This window comes from Mycolicibacterium wolinskyi str. Jessa 2025 (assembly GCF_049241375.1).
Lineage (GTDB): Bacteria > Actinomycetota > Actinomycetes > Mycobacteriales > Mycobacteriaceae > Mycobacterium > Mycobacterium wolinskyi.
In genome coordinates, this window is the sequence record NZ_CP185960.1 from 1970480 (window position 1) to 1993426 (window position 22947).

25 protein-coding genes and 1 pseudogene are annotated in these 22947 nt (G+C 66.9%); 16 read left to right on the plus strand and 10 right to left on the minus strand.

Annotated elements, in window-relative coordinates:
- Positions 1–3: 3 nt before the first annotated feature.
- Both ACOI2T_RS09850 and ACOI2T_RS09855 read right to left on the minus strand, forming a co-directional pair.
- Positions 4–441: an HIT family protein gene (locus ACOI2T_RS09850; protein ID WP_409503111.1), complete on the minus strand. Its 438-nt coding sequence runs from the start codon at positions 439–441 to the stop codon at positions 4–6.
- Between the two features lie 29 nt (positions 442–470).
- Complete coding sequence (locus ACOI2T_RS09855; protein ID WP_409503390.1) at positions 471–1490, minus strand: LacI family DNA-binding transcriptional regulator; 1020 nt, start codon at positions 1488–1490, stop codon at positions 471–473.
- Positions 1491–1632: 142 nt separating this feature from the next.
- Between ACOI2T_RS09855 and ACOI2T_RS09860 the strand changes: the two genes are divergently transcribed.
- From ACOI2T_RS09860 to ACOI2T_RS09880, 5 genes are read left to right on the plus strand one after another with little or no spacing between them, the layout of a single operon-like run.
- On the plus strand, positions 1633–2037 hold the full coding sequence (locus ACOI2T_RS09860) for a RidA family protein (RefSeq protein WP_409503389.1): 405 nt from the start codon (positions 1633–1635) through the stop codon (positions 2035–2037).
- Positions 2021–3268, plus strand: coding sequence for an MFS transporter (locus tag ACOI2T_RS09865; protein WP_409503110.1), 1248 nt, complete (start codon positions 2021–2023; stop codon positions 3266–3268). The genes ACOI2T_RS09860 and ACOI2T_RS09865 overlap by 17 nt, the downstream gene beginning before the upstream one ends.
- Positions 3265–3960, plus strand: a complete 696-nt coding sequence (locus tag ACOI2T_RS09870; RefSeq protein ID WP_409503109.1) for a fumarylacetoacetate hydrolase family protein — start codon at positions 3265–3267, stop codon at positions 3958–3960. Before ACOI2T_RS09865 ends, ACOI2T_RS09870 begins: the two co-directional genes overlap by 4 nt.
- Positions 3961–3970: 10 nt before the next feature.
- Positions 3971–4861, plus strand: a complete 891-nt coding sequence (locus ACOI2T_RS09875) for a polysaccharide deacetylase family protein (RefSeq protein WP_409503108.1) — start codon at positions 3971–3973, stop codon at positions 4859–4861.
- The gene (locus ACOI2T_RS09880) at positions 4848–5582 is read left to right on the plus strand and encodes a sulfite exporter TauE/SafE family protein (protein ID WP_409503107.1); all 735 of its coding nucleotides are present in this window, start codon (positions 4848–4850) and stop codon (positions 5580–5582) included. The genes ACOI2T_RS09875 and ACOI2T_RS09880 overlap by 14 nt, the downstream gene beginning before the upstream one ends.
- Here the strand turns inward: ACOI2T_RS09880 and ACOI2T_RS09885 are convergent.
- Positions 5579–6046: a VOC family protein gene (locus ACOI2T_RS09885; RefSeq protein ID WP_409503106.1), complete on the minus strand. Its 468-nt coding sequence runs from the start codon at positions 6044–6046 to the stop codon at positions 5579–5581. The genes ACOI2T_RS09880 and ACOI2T_RS09885 overlap by 4 nt on opposite strands.
- 26 nt (positions 6047–6072) lie before the next feature.
- On the opposite strand from ACOI2T_RS09885, the gene ACOI2T_RS09890 reads away from it, so the two are divergent.
- On the plus strand, positions 6073–6894 hold the full coding sequence (locus ACOI2T_RS09890) for a DUF6597 domain-containing transcriptional factor (RefSeq protein WP_409503105.1): 822 nt from the start codon (positions 6073–6075) through the stop codon (positions 6892–6894).
- A 6-nt stretch (positions 6895–6900) separates the two neighbouring features.
- On the opposite strand, the gene ACOI2T_RS09895 is transcribed toward ACOI2T_RS09890, so the two are convergent.
- Together ACOI2T_RS09895 and ACOI2T_RS09900 are read right to left on the minus strand one after the other, a co-directional pair.
- Positions 6901–8181: an HNH endonuclease signature motif containing protein gene (locus ACOI2T_RS09895; RefSeq protein WP_409503388.1), complete on the minus strand. Its 1281-nt coding sequence runs from the start codon at positions 8179–8181 to the stop codon at positions 6901–6903.
- Positions 8130–8324: a hypothetical protein gene (locus ACOI2T_RS09900; protein WP_409503397.1), complete on the minus strand. Its 195-nt coding sequence runs from the start codon at positions 8322–8324 to the stop codon at positions 8130–8132. Before ACOI2T_RS09900 ends, ACOI2T_RS09895 begins: the two co-directional genes overlap by 52 nt.
- Positions 8325–8378: 54 nt before the next feature.
- Here ACOI2T_RS09900 and ACOI2T_RS09905 point away from each other — a divergent pair, with 54 nt between their 5' ends.
- On the plus strand, positions 8379–8645 hold the full coding sequence (locus tag ACOI2T_RS09905; RefSeq protein WP_067850941.1) for a ribosomal protein L7/L12: 267 nt from the start codon (positions 8379–8381) through the stop codon (positions 8643–8645).
- Here the strand turns inward: ACOI2T_RS09905 and ACOI2T_RS09910 are convergent.
- The 3 genes from ACOI2T_RS09910 to ACOI2T_RS09920 all read right to left on the minus strand — a co-directional run bounded on the left by ACOI2T_RS09910 (position 8642) and on the right by ACOI2T_RS09920 (position 12148).
- Positions 8642–9130, minus strand: coding sequence for a DNA-deoxyinosine glycosylase (locus ACOI2T_RS09910; RefSeq protein ID WP_409503104.1), 489 nt, complete (start codon positions 9128–9130; stop codon positions 8642–8644). The two genes, ACOI2T_RS09905 and ACOI2T_RS09910, sit on opposite strands and share 4 nt — an antisense overlap.
- Positions 9123–9830 (minus strand): polysaccharide deacetylase family protein, encoded by a 708-nt coding sequence (locus ACOI2T_RS09915; RefSeq protein WP_409503103.1) that lies wholly within the window; start codon positions 9828–9830, stop codon positions 9123–9125. The genes ACOI2T_RS09910 and ACOI2T_RS09915 overlap by 8 nt, the downstream gene beginning before the upstream one ends.
- A gap of 488 nt (positions 9831–10318) precedes the next feature.
- Positions 10319–12148, minus strand: a complete 1830-nt coding sequence (locus tag ACOI2T_RS09920; protein WP_409503102.1) for a flavin-containing monooxygenase — start codon at positions 12146–12148, stop codon at positions 10319–10321.
- A gap of 140 nt (positions 12149–12288) precedes the next feature.
- Here ACOI2T_RS09920 and ACOI2T_RS09925 point away from each other — a divergent pair, with 140 nt between their 5' ends.
- From ACOI2T_RS09925 to ACOI2T_RS09945, 5 genes are all read left to right on the plus strand, one after another.
- Positions 12289–13335: a 2,3-butanediol dehydrogenase gene (locus ACOI2T_RS09925; protein WP_409503101.1), complete on the plus strand. Its 1047-nt coding sequence runs from the start codon at positions 12289–12291 to the stop codon at positions 13333–13335.
- A 24-nt stretch (positions 13336–13359) separates the two neighbouring features.
- Complete coding sequence (locus ACOI2T_RS09930; RefSeq protein ID WP_067850951.1) at positions 13360–14139, plus strand: acetoin reductase; 780 nt, start codon at positions 13360–13362, stop codon at positions 14137–14139.
- 44 nt (positions 14140–14183) lie between these two features.
- Positions 14184–15467 (plus strand): GAF domain-containing protein, encoded by a 1284-nt coding sequence (locus ACOI2T_RS09935; protein ID WP_409503100.1) that lies wholly within the window; start codon positions 14184–14186, stop codon positions 15465–15467.
- 4 nt (positions 15468–15471) lie between these two features.
- Entirely contained in the window at positions 15472–16587 is a 1116-nt protein-coding gene (locus tag ACOI2T_RS09940; protein WP_409503099.1) for an adenylate/guanylate cyclase domain-containing protein, read from the plus strand.
- Between the two features lie 64 nt (positions 16588–16651).
- Positions 16652–17314 (plus strand): DUF305 domain-containing protein, encoded by a 663-nt coding sequence (locus ACOI2T_RS09945; protein ID WP_409503098.1) that lies wholly within the window; start codon positions 16652–16654, stop codon positions 17312–17314.
- Here ACOI2T_RS09945 and ACOI2T_RS09950 read toward each other — a convergent pair.
- A complete protein-coding gene (locus ACOI2T_RS09950; protein ID WP_409503097.1) occupies positions 17311–18411 on the minus strand; it encodes a HAMP domain-containing sensor histidine kinase in 1101 nt (366 codons plus the stop codon). The genes ACOI2T_RS09945 and ACOI2T_RS09950 overlap by 4 nt on opposite strands.
- Positions 18408–19124, minus strand: coding sequence for a response regulator (locus tag ACOI2T_RS09955; RefSeq protein ID WP_067850961.1), 717 nt, complete (start codon positions 19122–19124; stop codon positions 18408–18410). The genes ACOI2T_RS09950 and ACOI2T_RS09955 overlap by 4 nt, the downstream gene beginning before the upstream one ends.
- Before the next feature lie 75 nt (positions 19125–19199).
- Here ACOI2T_RS09955 and ACOI2T_RS09960 point away from each other — a divergent pair, with 75 nt between their 5' ends.
- The 4 genes and pseudogenes from ACOI2T_RS09960 to lpqS all read left to right on the plus strand — a co-directional run bounded on the left by ACOI2T_RS09960 (position 19200) and on the right by lpqS (position 22891).
- On the plus strand, positions 19200–19406 hold the full coding sequence (locus tag ACOI2T_RS09960) for a heavy-metal-associated domain-containing protein (RefSeq protein ID WP_067850963.1): 207 nt from the start codon (positions 19200–19202) through the stop codon (positions 19404–19406).
- 8 nt (positions 19407–19414) lie between these two features.
- Positions 19415–20295 (plus strand): annotated as a pseudogene (locus ACOI2T_RS09965) (hypothetical protein).
- A gap of 11 nt (positions 20296–20306) precedes the next feature.
- The gene (locus ACOI2T_RS09970) at positions 20307–22520 is read left to right on the plus strand and encodes a heavy metal translocating P-type ATPase (RefSeq protein ID WP_409503096.1); all 2214 of its coding nucleotides are present in this window, start codon (positions 20307–20309) and stop codon (positions 22518–22520) included.
- A gap of 17 nt (positions 22521–22537) precedes the next feature.
- Positions 22538–22891, plus strand: coding sequence for a putative copper homeostasis (lipo)protein LpqS (lpqS, locus tag ACOI2T_RS36415; protein ID WP_479681030.1), 354 nt, complete (start codon positions 22538–22540; stop codon positions 22889–22891).
- Positions 22892–22947: the final 56 nt, after the last annotated feature.

Consider the following 22947-nt stretch of genomic DNA (forward strand, 5'->3'; position numbering starts at 1 on the left):
GGCTCAATCCTGCTCGGCGCTGTCGAGTTGTGCCAGCGCCGCCCGCAGCAGGCGCCCGGACTCTTCGCGGTCGGGGTCGCGCCGCAGCACCATGCCCTTCGCGAACGAGAACTTGTCACCGGCGCGCCGCGGCACCACGTGCAGGTGGATGTGGAACACGCTCTGGAACGCGGATTTGCCGTCGTTGATCACGATGTTGTTGCCGTCGGCATGCAGACCCGACGTGCGGGCGGCGCGCGCGATGCGTTGGCCGATCGCGGCCATGTCGGCGACGGTGGCCGCGGGAGTGTCGGTCAGATCGACCGTGTGCTGCTTCGGAATCACCAGGGTGTGGCCACGCGTGAACGGCCTGATGTCGAGGATCCCCAGATACTCGTCGTCTTCATACACCCGGATCGCGGGAGCCTCACCGGACACGATGGCGCAGAACACACATGACATTCCGTCACGTTAGCCGTTGGCGCGGGCGGTTAAACCGGTGGAGCGGTCGAACCCCGAATGCTCAGTGACACGGGTAGCAGGATGGTCCGGGGCAGGCGGTCGCTGTCGTCCATGCCCGCGAGGAACAACCGGGCGCCCTCCCGCCCGATGTCGAATTGCGGAACGGCGACGCTGGTCAGCGGGGGAGCCAACCGGTCCATCAACGGCATGTCGTTGTAACCGGCAACGCTGAGGTCGGCGGGGCAGGACAGGCCGCGTTCGGCCATGGCGTCGTAACAGCCGAGCGCGATCAGATCGGTTGCCGCGACGACGGCGGTGAACGAGATGTTCTCGTCGAGCGCCGACGTGAGCTGGATGGCGCCCTGTTCGGTCGTCCACGATTCACAGATCCGGATGAGCTTCTGGTCCCGGTCCAGCCCGTGCGATTCGACCGCGGAGCGAAATCCGCGCAATCTCGCCACGCCGGTGGAGGTGTCTTGTGGGCCGGCCAGACAGAGGATGCGCTCGTGGCCCAATTCGGCGAGATGGCGTATGACCAAGCCCATTCCTGCTTCGTCGTCGGCCGTCACGGAGTCGAGATCTCGTCCGCCCAGACGCCGGTTGATCATCACGATCCGGGTGCCCTGATCGGCGAGCCGCTCGAAAGTCGGGTCGTTCAGCCGTGCGGTCGCGACGATGAGGCCGTCGACCTGCCTGGCCAATAGCGCCGAGATGGCCGCGGCTTCGCGCTGGGGGTCGTAGTCGGTGCTGACGATGAGCGGGCTGAATCCGCGGCTGTCGAGCACTGATTGGATGCCGCGGATCATCGGCGGAAACAGTGGGTTGGTGAGGTCGGGGATGACCACGCCGACGGTGTTCGACGTCGCGGTTCGAAGGCTGCGGGCGATGGGATTGGGGACATAGCCGAGATCGCGCACGGCCTTGTCGATGCGGCGAAGGGTGTCTGCGCTGACGCGGTCCCTTGTTGCCTCGTTGAGTGCGCGCGACACGGTGCCGGTGTGGACGCCTGCGGCGCGTGCCACATCCTGCATCGTCACGTTCGGCGTCATCGTCACCTGCCCCTCCTTGGCGGTCGATTGCATAGATCGTGGCATCTCGCTGCCCGCGGTTCAAGCATCCACCCCTATTGACGTGCCGTGGGACCCGCCTTACGATTCCTGCAATCGATTGCACAAGGAGGTTGTGAAAGCCATGGAATTCATCACCGCGGGAGCGGACCCGGCCGAAATGCCGTTCATGCCGGCGATCGTCACGAGCGGCGGGCGCCACATCTGGCTGTCGGGCGCCACCGCCTTTCCGCTCGTGCACAAGCACCCGCACGACGAGGACGAGCTGCGCGTGCCCGATGGCATCGCCGATCAGACCCGGGCCTGCCTGAAGAACCTGAAGATCGCGCTGGAGGCCGCCGGTGGCACTGTCACCGACATCGTCGAGGTGACGATCTACAACACCGACATGGACGCGCAGGACGCGGTCAACGAGGCGTACATGGAGTTCTTCGGCGACCACCGCCCGTGCCGGACGCACATCGGCGTCGACCGCCTGGTCGGTTCCCAGTTGAAGATCGAGATCAGCGCACATGCCGTCATCGCCTAGAACCGGAACACGTTGGGCCGTCGCGATGTTCGCGGCGCTGCTGGCCGCCTACACCGTGAACGCCATGGACCGCATGGTTTTCCCGGTCTTGTTGCTCGACGTTCGCGCTGAGTACGGGTTCACCCTGGGCGAGGCAGGTCTGCAGTCCACGCTCTTCGCACTCGGCATGGGGCTCACCGGGATCCCGGCCGGACTGCTCGTCGAGCGGATGCGCCGGAAGGACGTCGTGGTGCTCGGCACGGTGATCTTCTCCGCGGCGACACTGCTCACCGTCGTGTCGGTCGGCTTTGCCGACATGTTGGTGTGGCGCGTCCTGTCCGGCGTCGGTGAAGCACTGCAGCTGACGGCGATATTCGCCATCGCGGCAAGCGCATTCACCCGGCACCGCGGTGCCGCCGTCGGCTGCGTCAACATGGCCTTCGCGATGGGCTCGTTGATCGGGCCGACCCTCGGCAGTGCCCTCGTGTCGCACTACGAGACGTGGCGTGCGCCGATGATCGCCTTCGGCCTGATCGGCCTCGCCCTGGCAGCCTTGGTGATCGTCGCCGTCCGGCCGTGGTTCAGCGAAGCCGTCACCGCTGTCGGCGCGGCGGCCACCCAGGTCGGCGGTGCGACGCGGCTGCTGAGCCGAAACCCGATGGTGCTCATGGTCATCACGATCCTTTTCGGGCTGGCGGACTTCGGCTTCATCGGCATGTACGCCAGCTATCTGCGTGACCAGCTCGCCTACACCACCGGCGCGGCTGGGCTCGTCGTCGGATTGTCCGGCCTCGCGGCCTTCGCCTCGATCGTCGGCGGCCACCTGGTCGACCGGATCGATCCCCGCTTGGCGATCGGCGGCGCGCAGACGCTCGTCGCCGTCTGCGCCGTCGCCCTGTTCGTAGGGCCGGATCAGCTGTGGTGGCATGCCGTCTGGGCATTCTTGTTCGGTCTGTTCGCCAGTGCGGGCAGCTATGTCATCCTCGCCGGCTGCCTGGTGAAGTCGGTGGATGTACGGCACGCCAGCCGGGCGGCCGGGCTCTTCGTCTCGGCCGTTTACGTACCGGCAGGCCTCGCGGGTTACGTGTTCAGCGTGCTGGTCGAGGTCACCGGCTGGCAGGGTGCGGGCCTCATCCAGCTCGCCGCGCTGTCGCTGATCGGCGCGGCGCTCGCTCTCCTGCTGCGGCCCCAAGAATTCAGCCGCCCAGCCGATTCCGCCTTCGTCCACCAACCACAGGAAGCCACGACATGACCATTCCCACCGCCCCGACCAGTAACCCCGTACAGATTCCCGTGGCTGGGCAGCCCACGTCGTTGCCGGTGCGTCGAATCTACTGCGTGGGACGCAATTACGTCGACCACATCCGGGAGATGAAAGAAGGGGACGAACGGGACGCACCGTTCTTCTTCCAGAAACCGACCGACGCCGTCGTCGGCGACGGCGCGGCGGTGAGCTACCCGTCCGCCACGAGTGACTTTCAATACGAAGGTGAGCTTGTGATCGTGATCGGCGAAGGCGGACAAGACATTCCAGTGGAGGCGTCAGTCGACCACATCTTCGGGTTCGCGGTCGGCATCGATCTCACCCGCCGCGACCTGCAACGCGAGCTGGCCCGTGCCGGGCGGCCGTGGGAGGCCGGGAAATCGTTCGATCAGTCCGCGCCGGTGGGGACCGTGACCAGGCTGGCCGATCTGCCAGCCTCGCTGGTGGCCGACGGCGAACTGTCGCTCTGGGTCAACGACGAGTTGCGTCAGCACTGCCGGTTCGCCCAAATGATCTGGAAGGTGCCCGAAATCGTGTCGAACCTGTCCGCTCAGTACCGGCTGGAATTCGGCGATCTGATCTACACCGGAACCCCGGCCGGCGTCGGCCCGCTGGTACCCGGGGACCGTGTGCGGGCTGCGATCAGCGGCCTGCATGACCTGACCATCACGATTGTCTGAGGAGTACGCCATGTTGCCCAACGAACGAATCGACTACAGCGCCATCACCGACCGGCCACGCCTTCAACTGCCCGGCGGAGCCCGCCTCGCCGTGTGGATCATCGTCAACGTCGAGGAATGGTCGCCGCTCGAACCGATGCCCCGCACGGTTCTGACCCCGCCCGCCGGGGGCACGCCGACGCCGGACGTGCCCAACTGGGCGTGGCACGAATACGGCAACCGCGTGGGGTTCTGGCGCCTGCTGCAGGCGATCGACGCGCACGAGGTCCCCGCGGCCCTGGCGATCAACGGCAGTGCCATCGCGAGTTATCCCGAGATCACACAGGCCGCGATCGCACGCAAGTGGGAGCCGATCGGCCACGGCTACACACAGAAGAACATGCAGAAGGTGACCGACGAGCGCGTCGACATCCAGCTCACGACACAGGCCATCGAACGCGCGTGGGGCCGCCCGCCGCGCGGATGGCTGGGGCCCGGTCTCACCGAAACATGGGAAACACCAGAGCTTCTCGTCGACGCCGGCTACAGCTATGTGTGCGATTGGGTGCTCGACGACCAGCCGGTGGAGCTACGCACCGAGCGCGGTCCGCTCGTCAACATTCCCTACACGCAGGAGTGCAACGACGTGGCGATGATGCTCATCCAGCATCATCCCGCACAGGAGTACTACCAACGGGCCATCGATCAATTCGATCAGCTCTACGCCGACAGCGCCGACTCGGCGCGGGTGATGGCGTTGGTCGTCCACCCGTACATCATGGGAGTCCCGCACCGCGCCAAGTACTTCGCCGACGCACTCGCGTACATGCGCCGCCGTGACGACGTTGTGTTCTGGACCGGCGAGCAGATCCTCGACTGGCACCTCGAGAGCCGCAGACCCGTCTCACATGCAGGCAGCTGACCTTCTGGTGGTGGCCGCTGCGGTGGTGGCCGGTGCCGTCAACGCAGCGGCCGGATCAGGGTCGCTCGTCACTTTTCCCGCCCTGGTGGCGGCCGGGCTGCCACCCGTCGGCGCGAACATGCTCAACACCGTCGGACTCGCACCCGGAATGATGCTCGCCGCGTGGACCGACCGCCGCGTGCTTCGCGACATCGCCGGCCTGGTGTGGCTACTGCCGATCGGTGTCCTGGGGGCGGTGTGCGGCGCGGGCTTGCTGCGAATCGCCCCGCCGGACCTGTTCCACGCCGCTGTGCCGTACCTCATCGGTGGCGCCGCGGTTCTGGTGGCCGCGCAACCCGTGCTGGTGAAACGGCTACGCCGCACCGGAAATGGCGGGTGGCTTTATCCGTGCGTGTTCGCGGTGAGCGTGTACGGCGGCTTTTTCAGTGCGGCACAAGGCATTCTGTTGCTGGCAGTGGTAGGCCTGTGCCTCGACACCTCCGTACCTGAGCAGAACGCGATCAAGAACGTTATGCAGGGTCTCGTCAGCCTGGTGGCGGGCATCTTCTTCCTGATGACCTCGGCCATCGACTGGAAGACCGCGCTGATCCTCGCCGCCGGATCCGCCGCCGGTACACCGCTCGGTATCCGGCTGGTGCGCCACATCTCACCGAACGTCTTCCGGATCGGCGTGGCGGCATTCGGCGCGACGGCGGCCATCGTGTTCTTGCTCAGGGGCTAAGCGTTCGAGGACGCCCATTCGGCCACGCGGCGTTCCCGCTCCTCGGCTGACAGATCTTCGACCCGGGTCATCACGGTCCAGCGCTGGCCGAACGGGTCGAGGATCGATGCGAAGCGATCACCGGTGACAAAGGTCTGGGCCGGCTCACGGATCATGGCACCCGCCTGTTCGGCCCGCGCGACGACGTCATCGACGTCGGGGCAGTACAGGCCGATCGAGTGTGTCGCGGCGGCGCCCGGGGTCGGTGCGGCGATCTGGAATGCCTCCTGGGGATCGCCGAGCTGCAGTCGGCCCGCGCCGAAGTCCAGTTCGGCGTGCGCGACCGTGCCGTCGGGACCGTCCATCCGTTCGACGACCTTCGCGCCGAACACCCGCTCGTAGAACTCGATGGCCGCGGCGGCCCCGTCGACGCAGATGAATGGGGTCAGGCTCGTGTAGCCCTCCGGAATCGGTTTAACGCTCATGTGGCCAGTTTCGTAGCCTGGATCTCGTGGCCGCTTGGAAAAACGCGCCAGTGCGCGGCGTGGTCGGCCGCGCGGGCAGCACGTCGGCGTTCGACCTACACCGCTGGTTGCCGTCGCAGGACAGTGCCCGGTTCGTCGAGCACTTCTGGTCGGTCAGTTGGGACCGCCGCGAGGACGGGCCGTTCGACAGCACCGTCATCACCTTCCCTTCGGTACACCTCACCCGCGAGTGGGGCGATGACGACGCGCGCCACGGCCATCCACTGCCGAACACGCTTGTGCACGGCGTGGTGCAACGGGTATTCCGGACCACCATCAGTCAGCGCGGCACCGTCGTGGGCGCTCGGTTTCTGCCGGGCGGTTATACGGCCCGGTTCGGGAGGGACGCCGGTGCCATCACCGGACTCGTCGTGCCCGTCGACGACGAGTTGTTGGGGGCGCCAATTTCTCTCGGGGAGGACGTGACCACGGTCGGAGCGCGACTCGACGCCGCGATCGCGGCCTACTCCGGCCCGACGGATGAGGTCTTTGATCGGCTGACCCCGTTGATCGAGCGCATGCGCGACGACGGCACCCTGCATCGCGTCGAGCAGGTCATGGACCATTCGCCGTGGAGCGTTCGTACCACGCAGCGGGTGTTCCGCCGCTATGTCGGAGTGCCGGTGAAGTGGGTCTTGTGCCGGTATCGGTTGCAGCAGGCGGCTTTGGAGATCGAAAGCAGCCCCGATGTCGACTTCGCCGACTTGGCAGTGCGTCTGGGCTGGTATGACCAGGCCCATTTCATCAACGACTTCCGGTCCATGTTGGGCTGGACGCCGGGAGAGTACGCCACCAGGCACGGGGCGTGAGCCGACTCAGAACGGTGGCGGTTCGTAGTTGTCGGCAAGCCAGGCTTGGTGTTGGCGTTGCCGTTCGGCATTGAGCTCGGCGCGTTGACGCCGTTCGGCGGCGATGCGGGTTTGGCGGTCGTGTTCGCGAGTGTGCTTGCGAGTGGGCATCATGATCGCCCGGTTGGCATCGGGTGCTGTGGTCTCTGGGATGTGGAGTTCGCCGGTGGGCCTGGCGAGGGCAGGAAAGAGTGCCGCGCCGTGGGGTTCGGTTGTGTAGATGTGGCCGGTGGGAGCGGTGAACTCGATTGTGCCGTCGGGCAATTGGCGGTCGGTCCAGCCGTTCGGTCCGGTGTGGAAGGTTTTGAGCAGGTGGTGGGAACGGCAATACAGCTTGGTGTTGGATGGGTGGGTCGGCCCGGCTGGGTAGGGCGCGGTGTGATCGATGTCGGCCCTGACGGCCGGCGCATCGCAGCCAGGGAATCGACACGTCAGGTCGCGCCAGCGCACGAACTCGGCCAACGCCACCGACGGCCGGTACCCCGGTTCTGGCGTATCGCCGGGCACGGTCAGCGGTTTGAGTGCCGCCGTCTTGGCGAGCTCGCGCACCGTCTCGGCGGGCTGGATGCCGAAACCTGGCAGGTAGCCGGGTGCATCGCTGGTTCCGTCGATGGTGGCTTGTTCGGCCAGCACATGGATCACCGCCGTGCCCGCGCCGGCGTGGCGTTCGGCGGCGGGGCAGTCGGGTTGCCCGCATTGGCAGGCCAATTGGTCTTGCATGTGCGCGATCGGTCCCAGCGCGTCCGAGCGGCGTTGGTCGCGTGTGCGCGGGTCGTTCTCGCAGACGGTGTCGACCATGGCGTCCAGGCGTTGGTCGATGGCAGCGGCGACATCCGCGCGGACCGTTGCCCATATGGTGGCCACGCCGGGGCAGAAGGGCTGGATGGTCACGTGGCGACCCTCGTCGACTTTGGGGGCGACACGCACGCCGTTGGGATCGTGGGTCGCTACCCATTCATCGATCCGGTCTTTCAGTTTGGGTTCGGACAGCTTCATCCACTTCGGAGCGTTACATGCCAGGGCCTCGTCGAGGTCGGGCCAGACTGCCGGGTCGACGAGATCAGTGCGGGCGATCAGCGTGCCCAGGAGCCGGAAATCGATGCCGCCGGCCGCGAACACGGCTGCGACTTTGGGGAGTTTGTCGCGCAGCACGCGCGCGTAGTGGATGAGGGTCCGGGAGCGCGCCCGGCTGATGTTTAGTGCGGCCGATACCTCGGCGGCGACGGCTCGAACGGATCGGTGCGCCAGAGCTTCATTTCCGCCAGCTCCACCGCCCTGCGGGCATCGAGCTCGCCGATCATTTCCAGCCGCCACGCTATCTGGGCTGATTCACCCCGCGATGTCTCGCCCATCCCGTCGATCAGGTCGGCATCGGAGAATGATTCGAACATATGTGCGATTATTCCACGAGGCGCCGACAAGTCGATTCGTGTCACACTTCCTCAATGGGACTCTTCGGAAGCTCCGACGGCGACCTGCAGCGCCGTATAGATGCATTGGAGCGGCGAGTCGCCGCGCTCGAACGTGCCGCCTCAGCCGCGGGTCATCCGGTCGCGCCGACGCCCGTCGGAGGGTCTACCGAGGTGGTGGCCAGCCACATGGTGCGCCAGCTTGCACTGCAGGGCAACAAGATCGCGGCGATCAAGCTGCTGCGTGACGAGACCGGGTTAGGTCTCAAGGAAGCGAAGGACGTCGTCGACGGCCTTGCCTAAGTTGCGAGCGCGGCGCGCCATGCGGCCAGCTTGTCCGCATACCGCATGGTCTGAGCTGGGCTCGTCGACGGAACCCGCACCGTCGGCATCGACGGCTCGGCCACCAGGCGACGATAGTTCGCCTCGGCAGCGGCGCCGTTGAACACCAGCCTTGTGATTCGGTCATGTTTCGCGAAGAAGGCGTCAAAGTCATTGGGTACCATGCTGTCCCGCTCGACCGCCGAGTCCAGGCTGCCGACCCGCCGGCAGGATCGCAGGACATCCCAGACGGCGATGCCGTGGTTCTGCAACGCCGCAACACGTTCCAAATATGGTGCCTGGTGATCGAATCCGAGGATATCGGCGGTGATCCGCCAGAACGCGTTGCGCGGGTTGCCGTAGTACTGCTGACTGGCCAGCGACATCGCACTCGGCATGTTGCCGAGGATCAGCACGCGCGATCGCGCGTCGGCAATGGGCGCCAGCCCGTACAGAATGTCAGCCACCGGACTTCAGCAATTCGGACACGGTGACGAATCGGTAACCGTCGGAGCGTAATTCGTCGACGATGCGGGGAATCGCGGCTCGCGAGGCTTCGCGGCTGCCGTACATGACGTGCAGAAGGATGATCGACCCGGGCCGAACCTTCTTGAGTGTCTGCGCCACGATCGCGTCCGCGTCAGCCCCGGTTGCAGAATCGGGTTCGACGTCCCAGGTCACCGAAATACGACCGTGCTCGGACAGATAATGCGGTAGGGCCCAGAGCTTCTTGCCGTATGGCGGCCGGAACGTGATGAGGTCTTTGTAGCCAGTGGCCCGGATCGCGGCATCGGTGCGTTCGACTTCGTCTGCCACTGTGCCCGGTGACATCAACACCATGCGCCGGTGCGAATAACTGTGATTGCCGATTTCATGGCCGGCGGCAGCGATGGCCATGCCCTGCGCGGGTGCTGCTTCCAATTCACGGCCGGTGAGGTAGAACGTCGCAGGCACATGGGCGTCGGCAAGAATCTTCAACACCTCGGGCGTCAGATCGGTTGGGCCGTCATCGAGCGTCAGCGCCACCACCTTGTCCGTCGTATCGACCCGGTCCACCAGTCGGCCGGCCAATTGGAACGTCCGCGCATTCGACACCCAATACCCGCCGGCCGTCACCGCGATTATCACGACCAGAACCAGGGCCACACCCCACAACCAACGACGCACCTTGTCTGTATACCCGGGCGCGCGTTTGTCACGTTGGAGTGGCGCTCGCTTGTCACGTTGGAGTGGCGCTCGGCTGCGACAGCCACGCTGGTGTGACAGTGGGCGGTGTGGCGGGGGTTTGGCTGTGGGTGTGGTGCGCGTTTGTCACGTGGGAGTGGCGCTCGGCCGCGATAGCCACGCTGGTGTGACAGTGGGCGGTGTGGCGGGGGGTTGGCTGTGGGTGTGGTGCGCGCTTGTCACGTTGGAGTGGCGCTCGGCCGCGATAGCCACGCTAGCGTGACAAACGGCGGTGTGGCGGGGGTTTGGCTTTGGGTGTGGTGCGCGTTTGTCACGTGGGAGTGGCGCTGGGCTGCGATTGCCACGCTGGCGTGACAATCGCGCGCCCGACAATCGGCGGCCAACACAACCACCCACCACAACCCACCACACACGCGGGCGCCCCGAACGGAGTGGGGGTGTCACGTCCGGGGCGCCATGTCGTGTGGTCGTCAGCTCAGGTGATGGACCTCCTGCAGGCCGTACACCGGCGTCGCGAGCCCTTCATGGCGGGCCTTGAGCTGCAACGCCAAATACAGTGAGTAGTGGCGTGATTGGTGCAGGTTGCCGCCGTGGAACCACAGGTTTTCCTGTTGGGTCGGCTTCCACATGTTGCGTTGTTCGCCTTCCCAGGGGCCGGGATCCTTGGTGGTTCCGGAGCCGAGCCCCCAGACCTTACCGACCTTATCGGCCACGTCTTGACCGATAAGGTCGGCGGCCCAGCCGTTCATCGAGCCGAACCCCGTCGCGTAGACGACGACGTCGGCAGGCAGTTCGGTGCCGTCGGCGAGGATCACCGAGTTCTCGGTGAGCCGGTCCACCTGCCCGTGCGCCAGTTTGATGCTGCCGTCGGCGATCAGGTCCGAGGCGCCGACGTCGATGTAGTAGCCCGAGCCGCGGCGCAGGTATTTCATGAACAGCCCGGAGTCGTCGTCGCCGAAGTCGAGGTCGAAGCCGGCGGCTTCCAAGCGTGCGTAGAAGTCTTTGTCTCGCTGGCGAATTGCGTCGTAGATCGGCCGTTGGAAGTCGGCCATGATGCGGTAGGGCAGTGACGCGAACGTGAGATCGGCCTTCTCGGTGGTCATCCCGGCAGCGACTGCGCGCTCGGAGTACAGATCGCCGAGGCCGATTTCCATCAGTGAGTCCGACTTGACGATGTGTGTCGAGGACCGCTGCACCATCGTGACGTCGACGTCGTTCTCGTAGAGCGCCTTGCAGATGTCGTGTGCGGAGTTGTTGGAACCGATGACGACGGCGCGTTTGCCCACGTACCGATCGGGACCTGGGTGGTGGCTCGAATGGTGCTGATCGCCGCGGAACAGCTCTTGCCCGGGCAGCACCGGGATGTTCGGCTTACCCGACATGCCGGTCGCGAGCACGAGGTGGACGGGCCGCAGCGTGACGCGTTCGCCCTTGCGGTCGACCTCGACCGTCCAGCGCTGCTCTTTCTCGTCGTAGGACGCGGACAGGCACGTCGTGGAACTCCAGTACGGCACCTCCATGACACGCGTGTAGAACTCCAGCCAGTCGCCGATCTTGTCCTTCGGCGCGAACACCGGCCAGTTGGCCGGGAACGGCAGATAGGGGAGGTGGTCGTACCAGACCGGGTCGTGCAGGCACAGCGACTTGTAGCGCTTGCGCCACTGGTCGCCGGGCCGCTCGTGCTTGTCGACGACGATCGCGGGCACGCCGAGCTGACGGAGCCGGGCGCCGAGCGCGATACCGCCCTGGCCGCCGCCGATCACCACGATGTAGGGCTGCTCGGTGTAGCCGAGCGTCAGTTCTTCGTCGAGCCGCTTCTCGGCCCACGACCGGGTGTCGGGGTCGGAGCCGTGCACGGCGCCCAGCGGGCGGGTGGCGCCCTTGCGCTCCTCGTGACCCTTGAGTTCCTGCAGCGTCGTCAGCAGCGTCCAGGCCTTGTCGTCACGGAGCCGCAGATGTCCGTTGCCGCGGCCGGTTGCCGTCTCGAACTCGATGAACGCCGACGTGATGACGGAGTCGCCGTCGAAATCCTCGGTCGGGGTCTCCCTGGTGCGAAAACCCGACGGGTCGGTGTCGTGCAGGCGTGCCGTCAGCATGTCGCCGATGCCCTCGTGTCCCTCGACCGTCTTGATGTTCCAGGTGAACGCGACGAGGTCCCGCCAGAAGCTGTCGGTGGCGAACTTGTCGACGACACGGTCGATGTCCCGTGCGGCGAGCGCGGCCTCGAATTCGGCCAGCCAGGCGTCGACCCGCTCTTGCGGTGACAGTGTGGCCAGCGGTGCAACGGTGGTCTGAGTCATGTGGCCTAGCGCACACTGCGCGGCAAGGTTGCGACAAGGGTTGCACGGGGTTGCAGGGAGACGTCTGTTTGCTTGCGGAAACAAGGCGCAACGGGTTGCAACTCTTACGGCGTGTGTTGCCCGTCACCTAGAACAGCCACATGAAAGCAGCCGTGTACTACGGACCGAACAAGGTCGAGGTCGCCGACGTTCCCGAGCCGCAACCGAGGCCGGGCACCGTCAAACTCAAGGTCGGATTCAATGGGATTTGCGGCACTGACCTGCATGAATATTATGCGGGCCCGATCTTTGTGCCGACCGAGCCGCATCCACTGACCGGCCAGCAGTTACCGCTGACCATGGGGCATGAATTCTCGGGCACCGTCACCGACGTCGGCCCGGGCGTCACCGACTTCGCGCCGGGGGACCGGGTCGCCGTCGAACCGATCTACCGGTGCGGAAAGTGTGGACCTTGCCGGGCCGGCACGTACAACATCTGCCAGCAGATCGGCTTTCACGGGCTCATGTCCGACGGCGGCATGGCCGAATACACCGTCGTGCCCACCAACATGCTGCACCGGTTGCCGGACAACGTGTCGTTGGAGCTCGGTGCGCTCGTGGAACCGATGTCGGTGGCCTATCACGCGGCCACCCTCGGCGAGGTGGGTCCGCTGCACACCGCGGTAATCTTCGGTGCCGGCCCGATCGGCATCGGACTGTGGTTCGCACTGCGCGGCAAGGGTCTCGACTCGGTGTTCGTGTCCGAGCCGTCGCCCACCCGGCGCGCGGCGATCGAGGCGCTGGGAGCCAAGACCCTCGACCCCACCCAGATCGACGTCCCCGCCTTCATCGCCGACCACACCGATGGCCGCGGGGCCGACGCGGCGTTCGACGCCGCCGGGGTCGCGCCGGCCATCGAGGCGGCGACGGCCAGTGTGGGTGCCCGCAAGCCCACGATCAGCGTGGCGATCTACGAGAAACCGCTCACCACCCCGCTGCTGAACCTCGTGATGAACGAGTCCCGGATCCAAGGCTCGCTGTGTTACACATCCGCCGACTTCGAAGCCGTCATCGAGCTGATGTCGCAAGGCGTGTATGACACCACGGGCTGGGTGACGCCGATCGGCATCGACGACGTCATCGACGAAGGGTTCGAGGCCCTGCATGCGGGAACCAAGATGAAGGTTCTCGTCGATCCCGCCAACTGATCCAGAAACCAAATAGGAGAACACATGTCACTTGAGGGCAAGGTCGCGCTGGTCACCGGCGCGGGCCGGGGGATCGGACGCGGGATCGCGCTGCGGCTGGCTCGGGACGGCGCCGACGTCGCGCTGGTCGACGTGGCGAGCGACGGCATCGATGCGGTGGCCGACGAGGTATCTGCGATCGGTTCCAAGGCGACGACGTTCGTCGCCGACGTCAGCGACCGCGACGCCGTGTATGCCGCGGTCGAGCACGCCGCGAACGCACTCGGCGGGTTCGACGTGATGGTGAACAACGCAGGCATCGCCCTGGTCGGGCCGATCGCCGATGTCACACCGGCCGAGGTCGCGCGCGTGTGGTCGATCAACGTCGACGGCGTGCTGTGGGGCATCCAGGCGGCCGCGGCGAAGTTCATCGAGCTCGGCCGACCCGGCCGCATCATCAACGCGTCGTCGATCGCCGGTCACGACGGTTTCGGGATGCTCGGCGTGTACAGCGCGAGCAAGTTCGCGGTGCGCGGGCTGACCCAGGCCGCGGCCAAGGAGTACGCGTCGGCGGGCATCACGGTGAACGCGTACTGCCCGGGCATCGTCGGCACCGACATGTGGGTGGAGATCGACAAGAGGTTCGCCGAACTGACCGGCGCCGAGGTCGGCGAGACGTTCAAGCAGTACGTCGGCGGCATTGCGCTCGGTCGGCCGGAAACCCCCGATGACGTCGCCGGATTCGTCTCCTATCTGGCCGGGCCCGATGCGGCGTACATGACCGGGCAGGCCGGGTTGATCGACGGCGGCCTGGTGTACCGGTAGGGCGAGTCGGCATTAACTTGTGACGTGGAGCACAATCGTGGGTGATGGCCGGTTCATCAGTACCTGAGCCCGCGGTCGCGCCCGGCGACGACCCGCGGCGCTACGCCATGCTGCTGTCCGAGGTGTACGACGCCACCATGTCGGGAGCCCGGGCGCCGGCGCGGCCGCGCGCGCTGATCGCCGACTCGTGGAATCGGCTGCTGGGCAAGGGTATTCATCCCGAGCATCATTCTCCGCCGGATATCGACACGAGCGGGCTGGACATGCTGCGGCAGTCCTCGGGGTTGCTGACGGTCCTCGACGACGTTTCGCGCGGGCTGGAGTCCGTGATCGAGGAGGGTGACAACATCCTGGTCATAGCGGATGCCAGGGGCCGGGTGCTGTGGCGTTCCGGCTCGCCGCGCGTGCTCAATTTCGCCGACCGGCTCGGCTTCATCGAGGGCGCGTCGTGGAGTGAGAGCTCGGTCGGTACCAATGGCATCGGAACGGCGCTGGCCTCCCACCGCGCGGTACAGATCTTTTCCGCCGAGCATTTCCTGCGCAGCCACCACCCCTGGACGTGCGCGGGTGCGCCGATCCGCGATCCGCGCACCGGTCATGTGATCGGGATCGTCGACGTGTCCGGCCCCGCCGCGACAGTGCACCCGACGACGGTCGCACTCGTCGATCTGGTGGCCCGGCTGGCCGAGTCGAAACTGCGTGAAGCACACGACCGCACCCTCAACCGGTTGCGTACGGTGTCGGCGCCAATCCTCGCCCGGATGGGCAGTCCCGCGCTCGCGGTCGATCCGCACGGGTGGGTCGCGGCGGTGGACTCACTACCGCTGCACAACCGAATCCTCTTGCCGGAGAACGGCATGCCGGGGCGGGTGTGGATCCCGCCGCTGGGCATGTGTGACGTGGAGTCGCTGCCGGACGGCTGGCTGGTGCGGGTCACCAGTGACGCCGAATCCAGCCCCATGGTGTCGCGGGTGACCCTCGATCTACGGGACGGGAACGAACCGTCGCTGGAGATGGTGGGCCAGTTCGGCAGCTGGCGGCGGGGCATCTCCACGCGACACGCCGAGATCCTGCTGGTGCTGGCCACCTGTCCGCAAGGGCGGTCGGCGCCCGAACTCGCCGAGGACCTCTACGGTGACCGGTCGCGCGTGGTGACGGTCCGCGCCGAGATGTCGCGCCTGCGCAAGCAGTTCGTCGGTCTGGTGGCAGGCAAGCCGTACCGCTTCGGGGATTCGGTGGCCGTCGACGTGCGCTATCCCCAAGACCTGTCAACGCTTCTCACCTCTTCGACGGCGCCGGCCGTGCGGGCGACCCGCGGGATACCGTGACGGGGTGTCTGAACAGACCGAGCTCGATACGGCGGGGTTGCTCGACGGCCTGGAGGGCGACGCGCGTGCCGAACGCGCCGAGCTGATCGACTGGCTTCTGGCCCGCGGCATATGCGCCGACCAGATCCGCGACGCCATCAACCCGATGCTGCTGGCATCACGACGAGTTGCAGGCGATGACGGGAGCTATGTCTCGGCGCGCGAGATCAGCGAGCAGAGCGGCATCGACCTCGAACTGTTGCAGCGGCTGCAGCGGGCGATGGGATTACCGACGGTCGAGGATCCGGACGCCGCGGTGTTGTTGCGCGCGGACGCGGAGGCGGTGGCCTTCGCGCAGCGATTCATCGAACTCGGGGTCGACCCCGACCAGATCGTCCTGATCAACCGCGTGCTCTCCGAAGGCCTGAGCCGCGCCGCCGAGGTGATGCGCTATGCCGCGCTGGCAGCCGTGCTGGAGCCGGGGGCCACGGAGTTGGAGACCGCGCAGGCGTCGGAAGCCCTGGTGGCCGAGGCGGCTCCGCTGCTGGGGCCGATGATTCAGGATCTGCTGTTCGTCCAGCTGCGCCACGCGATGGAGACCGAGGCCGTCAACGCGACCGAGCGTGAGGAGGGCATGCCGCTGCCCGGCGCGCGGCTGGTCACCGTCGCGTTCGCCGACATCGTCGGGTTCACGCGGCTCGGCGAGGTGGTCCCACCGGAAGACCTTGAGCGACTGGCCAATCGGCTGGCAGAGGCCGCGCGGGAGGTTGCCGTGCCGCCGGTGCGGTTGATCAAGACGATCGGGGATGCCGTCATGCTCGTGAGCCCCCGTCCGGCCGCGCTGCTCGATGCCGTGCTGGCGCTCGTGGACGCCACCGAAACCGATGAGGATTTCCCGCGGCTGCGCGTGGGTGTGGCATCGGGGCTCGCGGTGAGCCGGGCCGGCGATTGGTTCGGCAGCCCGGTGAACCTGGCCAGCCGCGTCACGGGTGTGGCCCGGCCCGGCACGGTGCTGGTGGCCGAGTCCACGCGCGAAGCAATCGGCGATCCCGACCGGTTCACCTGGTCTTTCGCCGGCGCGCGCCATTTGAAGGGCATCAAGGGCGACGTCAAGCTCTTCCGCGCGCGATCGCAGACCTGAGCCTTTATCGAATCTTCACAGAACGACGAGGGCAGCCACATCGACAGTCGGCAGGCTCGGAGTCATGTGGAAACGAACAACTTTGGTCGGCGCAGGCGCACTCGTCGCGGTCGCCGTGGCAGCCGGCTGTAGCAACACCAGCGAAACCCAACCGACGGCGGCCGGTCCCTCGGCATCGGTCACCGCGTCCAGCGAGGTCAGCGCGCAGTCCCAGGCGCACAACGACGCCGACGTGATGTTCGCCCAGCACATGATTCCGCATCACCAGCAGGCCGTCGAGATGAGCGACATGCTGCTGGCCAAGCAAGGCATCGACCCGCGGGTGACAGACCTGGCGACCCAGATCAAGGGCGCGCAGGGTCCCGAGATCGAGCAGATGCAGCGCTGGCTCGACGAGTGGGGCAACCCGCCGATGCCGCCCATGTCACCGTCGTCGGGCGATATGGGCCACGGGAACATGGACCACGGCAACATGTCCGGGGGAATGGCCGGCATGCAGGGGATGATGTCGGAGGCCGACATGACCGCGTTGCAGAACGCGCAGGGTGTCGAGGCCGCCAAGCTGTTCCTCACGCAGATGATCGCGCACCATGAAGGGGCGATCACCATGGCGCAGGACGAAATCGACGGCGGTCAGTTCCCTGATGCCGTCGAGATGGCTCGCACGATCGTCACCACGCAGCAGCAGGAGATCGACACCATGCGTGGCCTGCTCGGCTCGCTTTAGCCGTCGGCGGGCAGGGTGATGGTGAATGTGGTTCCAGCACCCGTGCTTTCGACGCTGATGCGGCCACGGTGGGCTTCGACGAGTGCCTTGGCGATGGCCAGGCCGATGCCTGAGCCGCCGTGGTCGCGGTCGCGTGCGGTGTCCGTCCGGTAGAACCGCTCGAAGATGTGTGGGAGGTGTTCGGCGGGTATGCCTTCGCCGGTGTCGGCGACGCTGAGCGTGACGGTGCCGTCGTGGCCGCGGGCTTCGATCGAGACGCGGCCGCCGGGCGGGGTGTGCCGCAGGGCGTTGTCGAGCAGATTGCCCAGCACCTGCCCGAGCCGATGTGGATCTGCCCACAGCCGTGGCACTTCCGGTGCGATGTGAGACTCGAGTGTCACGCCCTTGGTGTCGAACCGGTCATGTGCTGCGGTCACCGCACTGTCCACCACGCTGTGTACCGAAACCGCGACGGGGGTGAAGGTGGCCTGGCTCTCCTCGGCGTGCGCGAGCGCGGCGGCATCGTCGGCGAATCGGACCAGTCGGTGGGTTTGTGCCCGCAGCATCGAAACAGTTTCGGGGTCAAGCGTTCTCACCCCGTCTTCGACCGCTTCGAAGTAAGCCTCCAAAACCGAGATGGGAGTGCGTATCTCGTGCGCCAGATCGCTGAACAGTTGCCGACGGCCGGCATCGACCGCCTCGAGGCGGCCGGCCATCTGGTTGAACGCACGCGCCAGGGTGTCGAAGTCGTCACCGAGGTGTGGGGGTGGCACCCGCGAGTCGAAGTGCCCGTCGGCCACGGCGGTCGCCGCGCGGGCAACGTCGGTGACCGACCGCTGCAGCCGCCGACTGAAGTACCAGGTGACGACGAGCGCGGCGAGTACCGATACACACAGGGCGGCGCCGACCGAGATGAGCGTGGCGTAGACGTAGGCCTCTTCGGCGTGCATCTGCTCGGCGGACGGCCCCGAGACGCCGGCCCGGTGCAGATGTTCACGGAACAGCGGCGGCCCGACGATCGCGGCCACGAGCCCGATCGTCGCAGCCCCGATGGCCAGCACCAGCGCCTGCGCGAGCAACAGCCGCGCACCGAGGCCGGGGCGGTGTCTGGCGGTCATTGCCCGCTACCCATGCGGTACCCGACGCCGCGGACCGTCGTCACGAAACGCGGCGCGGCCGGATCGTCACCGAGTTTGCGGCGCAGGTGACCGATATGAACGTCGACGAGGTGCTCGTTGCCGACATAGGTCGGTTCCCAGACGGTTTCGAGGAGTTGACGACGGCTGAGCACCACGCCGGGCCGGGCCGACAACGCGGCAAGCACATCGAACTCGGTGCGCGTCAACATGATCGGCTCGTCGTCGATGAACACCTGACGCCCGGCCACGTCGATGCGCAGGGGTCCGAACACGCGGGCGTCGGCGGCCGGCGTCGTGGTGCGGGGCCGGCGCAGCATCGCGCGGATGCGGGCGACGAGCTCACGCGGACTGAACGGTTTGGTCATGTAGTCGTCGGCGCCGACGGACAGGCCCACGATCGTGTCCATCTCGGTATCGCGCGCGGTGAGCATCACCACATAGGCGTCGGAGAACGTGCGCAGTTGGCGGCAGGCTTCGACGCCGTCGACGCCGGGCAGGCCGAGGTCGAGCACCACGACGTCAGGGTCGACTTCACGCGCCAGCCGCACGGCGTCATGTCCGTTGTGGGCGATGCTGACCTCGAACTGTTCGCGCGTGAGGTAGCTCGCGATGACTCCGGCGAGCGGGACCTCGTCGTCGACGACGAGGGCACGGTAGCCGCCCGGTATTCGATCCACTCCCTTATGGTGCATGAGAGCCCACGTTAATACCCTAGGGGGGTATAGTATGAATTGGACAACGAAGATCGGACTGCAGAAGGGAACCGCATGAGCACCCAGACCGTCACCGTCACCGGCATGACCTGCGGACATTGCGCAAGCTCGGTGCGTGAAGAGGTCGGCAGCATCCCCGGCGTGACCACGGTCGACGTCGACCTCGCAACCGGCCTCGTGACCATCGCCAGCGACACCGAGCTGGACGAAGGCGCGATCGCCGAGGCCGTCGCCGAAGCCGGCTACCAGGTAGCGAGCTGAGTCACGCCATGAACGCGCCCCAGAAGATCGCCGCGTACAACGCGGCCCTCGCGGTGGTGTTGCCGTCGCACTCGGGCTCGGGACGCTGTGGGGGCCGGTCGACGCACCGGTGAGCACACCGGCCGATCACCCCGAGCCGGTGGCCACCGACGCGCAAGATGCCTACACGCTGGAACTCGCGCAACCGCTCGTGCAAGCGGGCAAGCAGGTGCCGGTGCGGTTCCGGATCACCGACGGCTCGAACGCCGCGGTGACCGAATACGTCGAAAGCCATGAAAAACAACTGCACCTCATCGTGGTGCGACGCGACCTCGCCGGGTATCAACACGTACACCCGACCATGGATGACACCGGCACCTGGAGCATCCCGTTGAACTTTTCCGAGGCCGGCGACTATCGCGTATTCGCCGATTTCGTCCCGCGGGGCGGCGACGCGACGACCCTCGGTGCCGATCTGCGTGTCGCAGGCGACTATCGGCCGCGTCCGCTGCCGCCGCCGGCCACGACGACGACCGTCGACGGCTATACCGTGTCCCTCGCCGGTGCGCCGACGGCGGGCGAGTCGTCCGAACTCACGCTCTCGGTCAGCCGTGACGGAAAGCCCGTCACCGACCTGCAGCCTTATCTCGGGGCGTACGGTCACCTCGTCGCGCTGCGCGCCGCAGACCTCGACTACCTGCACGTGCATCCGATGGGTGACCCCGCCGACCCGGCCACCCCGGCCGGTCCGGGGATCGGGTTCCACACCAGTTTCCCGAGCGCCGGTGAGTACCGGCTCTATCTGGACTTCAAGCACCGCGACGTGGTGCGAACGGCCGAATTCACCGTATCCGTGCCGGCCACCGGGCAGCAGGAGACCGCGCCCGACGGGCACGACCACAGCCACTGAGAGGAGTCGCCATGACGGTCGAACTGCAGATCGGTGGGATGACCTGCGCCTCGTGCGCGGCCCGCATCGAGCGCAAGCTCAACAAGCTCGACGGGGTCACCGCGACCGTGAACTACGCGACCGAGAAGGCGCACGTCGACGTCGCGGGCGAGATCACCCCCGAGCAGCTGATCGAGGCCGTCGAAACCGCCGGCTACACCGCGCAACTGCCCGAAGCGGAGACAACCGCCGAGGCGGCTGACGAGGACGACCCCACCGGGGCATTGCGGGCACTGCGGACCCGGCTCGTCGTGTCGGCTGTGCTGACCGTGCCGGTGATCGCCATGGCGATGGTTCCGGCGCTGCAGTTCACCAACTGGCAGTGGCTTTCGCTGACGCTGGCTGCGCCGGTGGTGGTGTGGGGCGCGCTCCCGTTCCACCGCGCGGCGTGGCTCAACCTGCGCCACGGTACGGCCACCATGGACACGCTGATCTCGATGGGCACGATCGCGGCGTTCGGGTGGTCGGTGTATGCGTTGTTCTGGGGAACCGCGGGTGTCGCCGGTATGACACATCCGTTCTCCCTGGCGATATCGCGTACCGACGGCAGCGGCAACATCTACCTTGAGGTGGCCGCGGGCGTCACCACGTTCATCCTGGCCGGCCGGTACTTCGAGGCCAGATCAAAGCGCCGCGCGGGTGCCGCGCTGCGGGCACTGCTCGAACTCGGCGCCAAAGACGTCGCGGTGCGCAGAAACGGTGCGGAGCAACGCATCCCGATCGACCAACTGGCCGTCGGCGACGAGTTCGTGGTGCGGCCCGGTGAGAAGATCGCCACCGACGGCGTGGTGGTCGACGGGTCATCAGCCGTGGATGCGTCGATGCTCACCGGCGAATCCGTGCCCGTCGAGGTGGCGCCCGGCGATCAGGTGGTTGGGGCGACCGTCAACGTCGGCGGCCGGCTCGTGGTGCGCGCCAACCGGATCGGGTCTGACACCCAGCTCGCGCAGATGGCCCGCCTCGTCGAGGACGCGCAGAACGGCAAGGCCCAGGCGCAGCGGCTGGCCGACCGGATCTCGGGCGTGTTCGTGCCGATCGTCATCGCGCTCGCAGTGGGCACCCTGGGCTTCTGGATCGGCACCGGGGGATCGGTCGCCGCGGCGTTCACCGCGGCGGTGGCCGTGCTGATCATCGCCTGCCCATGTGCGCTCGGACTCGCCACACCCACCGCGCTGCTGGTCGGCACGGGCCGCGGCGCGCAGCTCGGCATCCTCATCAAGGGGCCCGAGGTCCTGGAATCGACTCGCCGGGTCGACACGATCGTGCTCGACAAGACCGGAACCGTCACCACCGGCACGATGACACTGCTCGACGTGATCGTCGCCGACGACGAGGAACCCGGCGAGGTTCTCCGCCTGGCCGGTGCCGTCGAGGACGCCTCCGAACATCCCATCGCCCGCGCGATCGCCAAGGGCGCCAAGGACAAAGTCGGTGACCTGCCGCAGGTCGAAGGCTTCACCAACGTCGAAGGCCTTGGCGTGCAAGGGGTTGTCGACGGACACGGTGTCGTGGTCGGCCGCAGCCGCCTGCTGTCCGACTGGTCACAACCGCTCGGGCCGAAGCTCACCGACGCGCTGAACGACGCGCAGGCGCAGGGCCGCACCGCTGTCGCCGTGGGGTGGGACGGCAAGGCGCGCGGTGTCCTCGTGGTGGCCGATGCGGTCAAACCGACCTCGGCAGAGGCGATCAGCCAACTGCGCGCACTCGGGCTCAAGCCGATCATGCTGACCGGAGACAACGAAGCGGCGGCCAAGGCCATCGCCGGCCAGGTCGGCATCGACGAGGTCTACGCCGAGGTGCTGCCCAAGGACAAGGTCGATGTGGTCAAGCGGTTGCAGGCCGAGGGCGACGTGGTCGCGATGGTCGGCGACGGGGTGAACGACGCCGCGGCGTTGGCACAGGCCGACCTCGGCCTTGCCATGGGAACCGGAACCGACGTCGCCATCGAGGCCAGCGATCTCACCCTCGTGCGTGGTGACCTGCGCGCCGCCCCTGACGCGATTCGGTTGTCGCGCAAGACCTTGGCCACCATCAAGGGCAACCTGTTCTGGGCCTTCGCATACAACGTCGCCGCATTGCCGCTGGCCGCGGCCGGTCTGCTGAACCCGATGCTGGCGGGTGCCGCGATGGCCTTCTCGTCGGTGTTCGTGGTCAGCAACAGCTTGCGGTTGCGTCGATTCAAATGATCGCGGTCGTGGCGGCGATGGCGTGCTTGATCCTGGCCATCGCAGGAGAGTGGAAGCCTGCGTCGCATGAACATGCGGTACACCATCCACACGCCGTTGCGGCAGCCATCGGCGATCATCTAGCAGTCGTCGTCGACCACCCGCACGCTGACGACAACAGTGCTCCACACGCACCGGAGACGTTCGCCAATGTCGTACTTCCACGTGCGGCGACGGTTCTGTCGCTGCTCGTTCTGGTGGCCATCGGTATCGGTTGCGCTCTGCTTACGGGTTGCCTCGCCGTAGGACCGTCACGGGGGCCGCCCGATCGCCAGGCCCCCACCCTCACCGGCCGAGCGCGACTCGTCCGGTTCTGTATCTCGCGCCGCTGATCGGCAGCGCCGGGCACGTGCCAAGCGGCACACCGCCCAACGCTGTCCAGACGGGC

Coding starts and splice junctions, on each gene's coding strand:
- ACOI2T_RS09850 (WP_409503111.1), bottom strand. CDS start 441: ATGTCATGTGTGTTCTGCGCCATCGTGTCCGGTGAGGCTCCCGCGATC.
- ACOI2T_RS09855 (WP_409503390.1), bottom strand. CDS start 1,490: ATGACGCCGAACGTGACGATGCAGGATGTGGCACGCGCCGCAGGCGTC.
- ACOI2T_RS09860 (WP_409503389.1), top strand. CDS start 1,633: ATGGAATTCATCACCGCGGGAGCGGACCCGGCCGAAATGCCGTTCATG.
- ACOI2T_RS09865 (WP_409503110.1), top strand. CDS start 2,021: ATGCCGTCATCGCCTAGAACCGGAACACGTTGGGCCGTCGCGATGTTC.
- ACOI2T_RS09870 (WP_409503109.1), top strand. CDS start 3,265: ATGACCATTCCCACCGCCCCGACCAGTAACCCCGTACAGATTCCCGTG.
- ACOI2T_RS09875 (WP_409503108.1), top strand. CDS start 3,971: ATGTTGCCCAACGAACGAATCGACTACAGCGCCATCACCGACCGGCCA.
- ACOI2T_RS09880 (WP_409503107.1), top strand. CDS start 4,848: ATGCAGGCAGCTGACCTTCTGGTGGTGGCCGCTGCGGTGGTGGCCGGT.
- ACOI2T_RS09885 (WP_409503106.1), bottom strand. CDS start 6,046: ATGAGCGTTAAACCGATTCCGGAGGGCTACACGAGCCTGACCCCATTC.
- ACOI2T_RS09900 (WP_409503397.1), bottom strand. CDS start 8,324: ATGTTCGAATCATTCTCCGATGCCGACCTGATCGACGGGATGGGCGAG.
- ACOI2T_RS09905 (WP_067850941.1), top strand. CDS start 8,379: ATGGGACTCTTCGGAAGCTCCGACGGCGACCTGCAGCGCCGTATAGAT.
- ACOI2T_RS09920 (WP_409503102.1), bottom strand. CDS start 12,148: ATGACTCAGACCACCGTTGCACCGCTGGCCACACTGTCACCGCAAGAG.
- ACOI2T_RS09925 (WP_409503101.1), top strand. CDS start 12,289: ATGAAAGCAGCCGTGTACTACGGACCGAACAAGGTCGAGGTCGCCGAC.
- ACOI2T_RS09930 (WP_067850951.1), top strand. CDS start 13,360: ATGTCACTTGAGGGCAAGGTCGCGCTGGTCACCGGCGCGGGCCGGGGG.
- ACOI2T_RS09935 (WP_409503100.1), top strand. CDS start 14,184: ATGGCCGGTTCATCAGTACCTGAGCCCGCGGTCGCGCCCGGCGACGAC.
- ACOI2T_RS09945 (WP_409503098.1), top strand. CDS start 16,652: ATGTGGAAACGAACAACTTTGGTCGGCGCAGGCGCACTCGTCGCGGTC.
- ACOI2T_RS09950 (WP_409503097.1), bottom strand. CDS start 18,411: ATGACCGCCAGACACCGCCCCGGCCTCGGTGCGCGGCTGTTGCTCGCG.
- ACOI2T_RS09955 (WP_067850961.1), bottom strand. CDS start 19,124: ATGCACCATAAGGGAGTGGATCGAATACCGGGCGGCTACCGTGCCCTC.
- ACOI2T_RS09960 (WP_067850963.1), top strand. CDS start 19,200: ATGAGCACCCAGACCGTCACCGTCACCGGCATGACCTGCGGACATTGC.
- ACOI2T_RS09970 (WP_409503096.1), top strand. CDS start 20,307: ATGACGGTCGAACTGCAGATCGGTGGGATGACCTGCGCCTCGTGCGCG.
- lpqS (WP_479681030.1), top strand. CDS start 22,538: ATGGCGTGCTTGATCCTGGCCATCGCAGGAGAGTGGAAGCCTGCGTCG.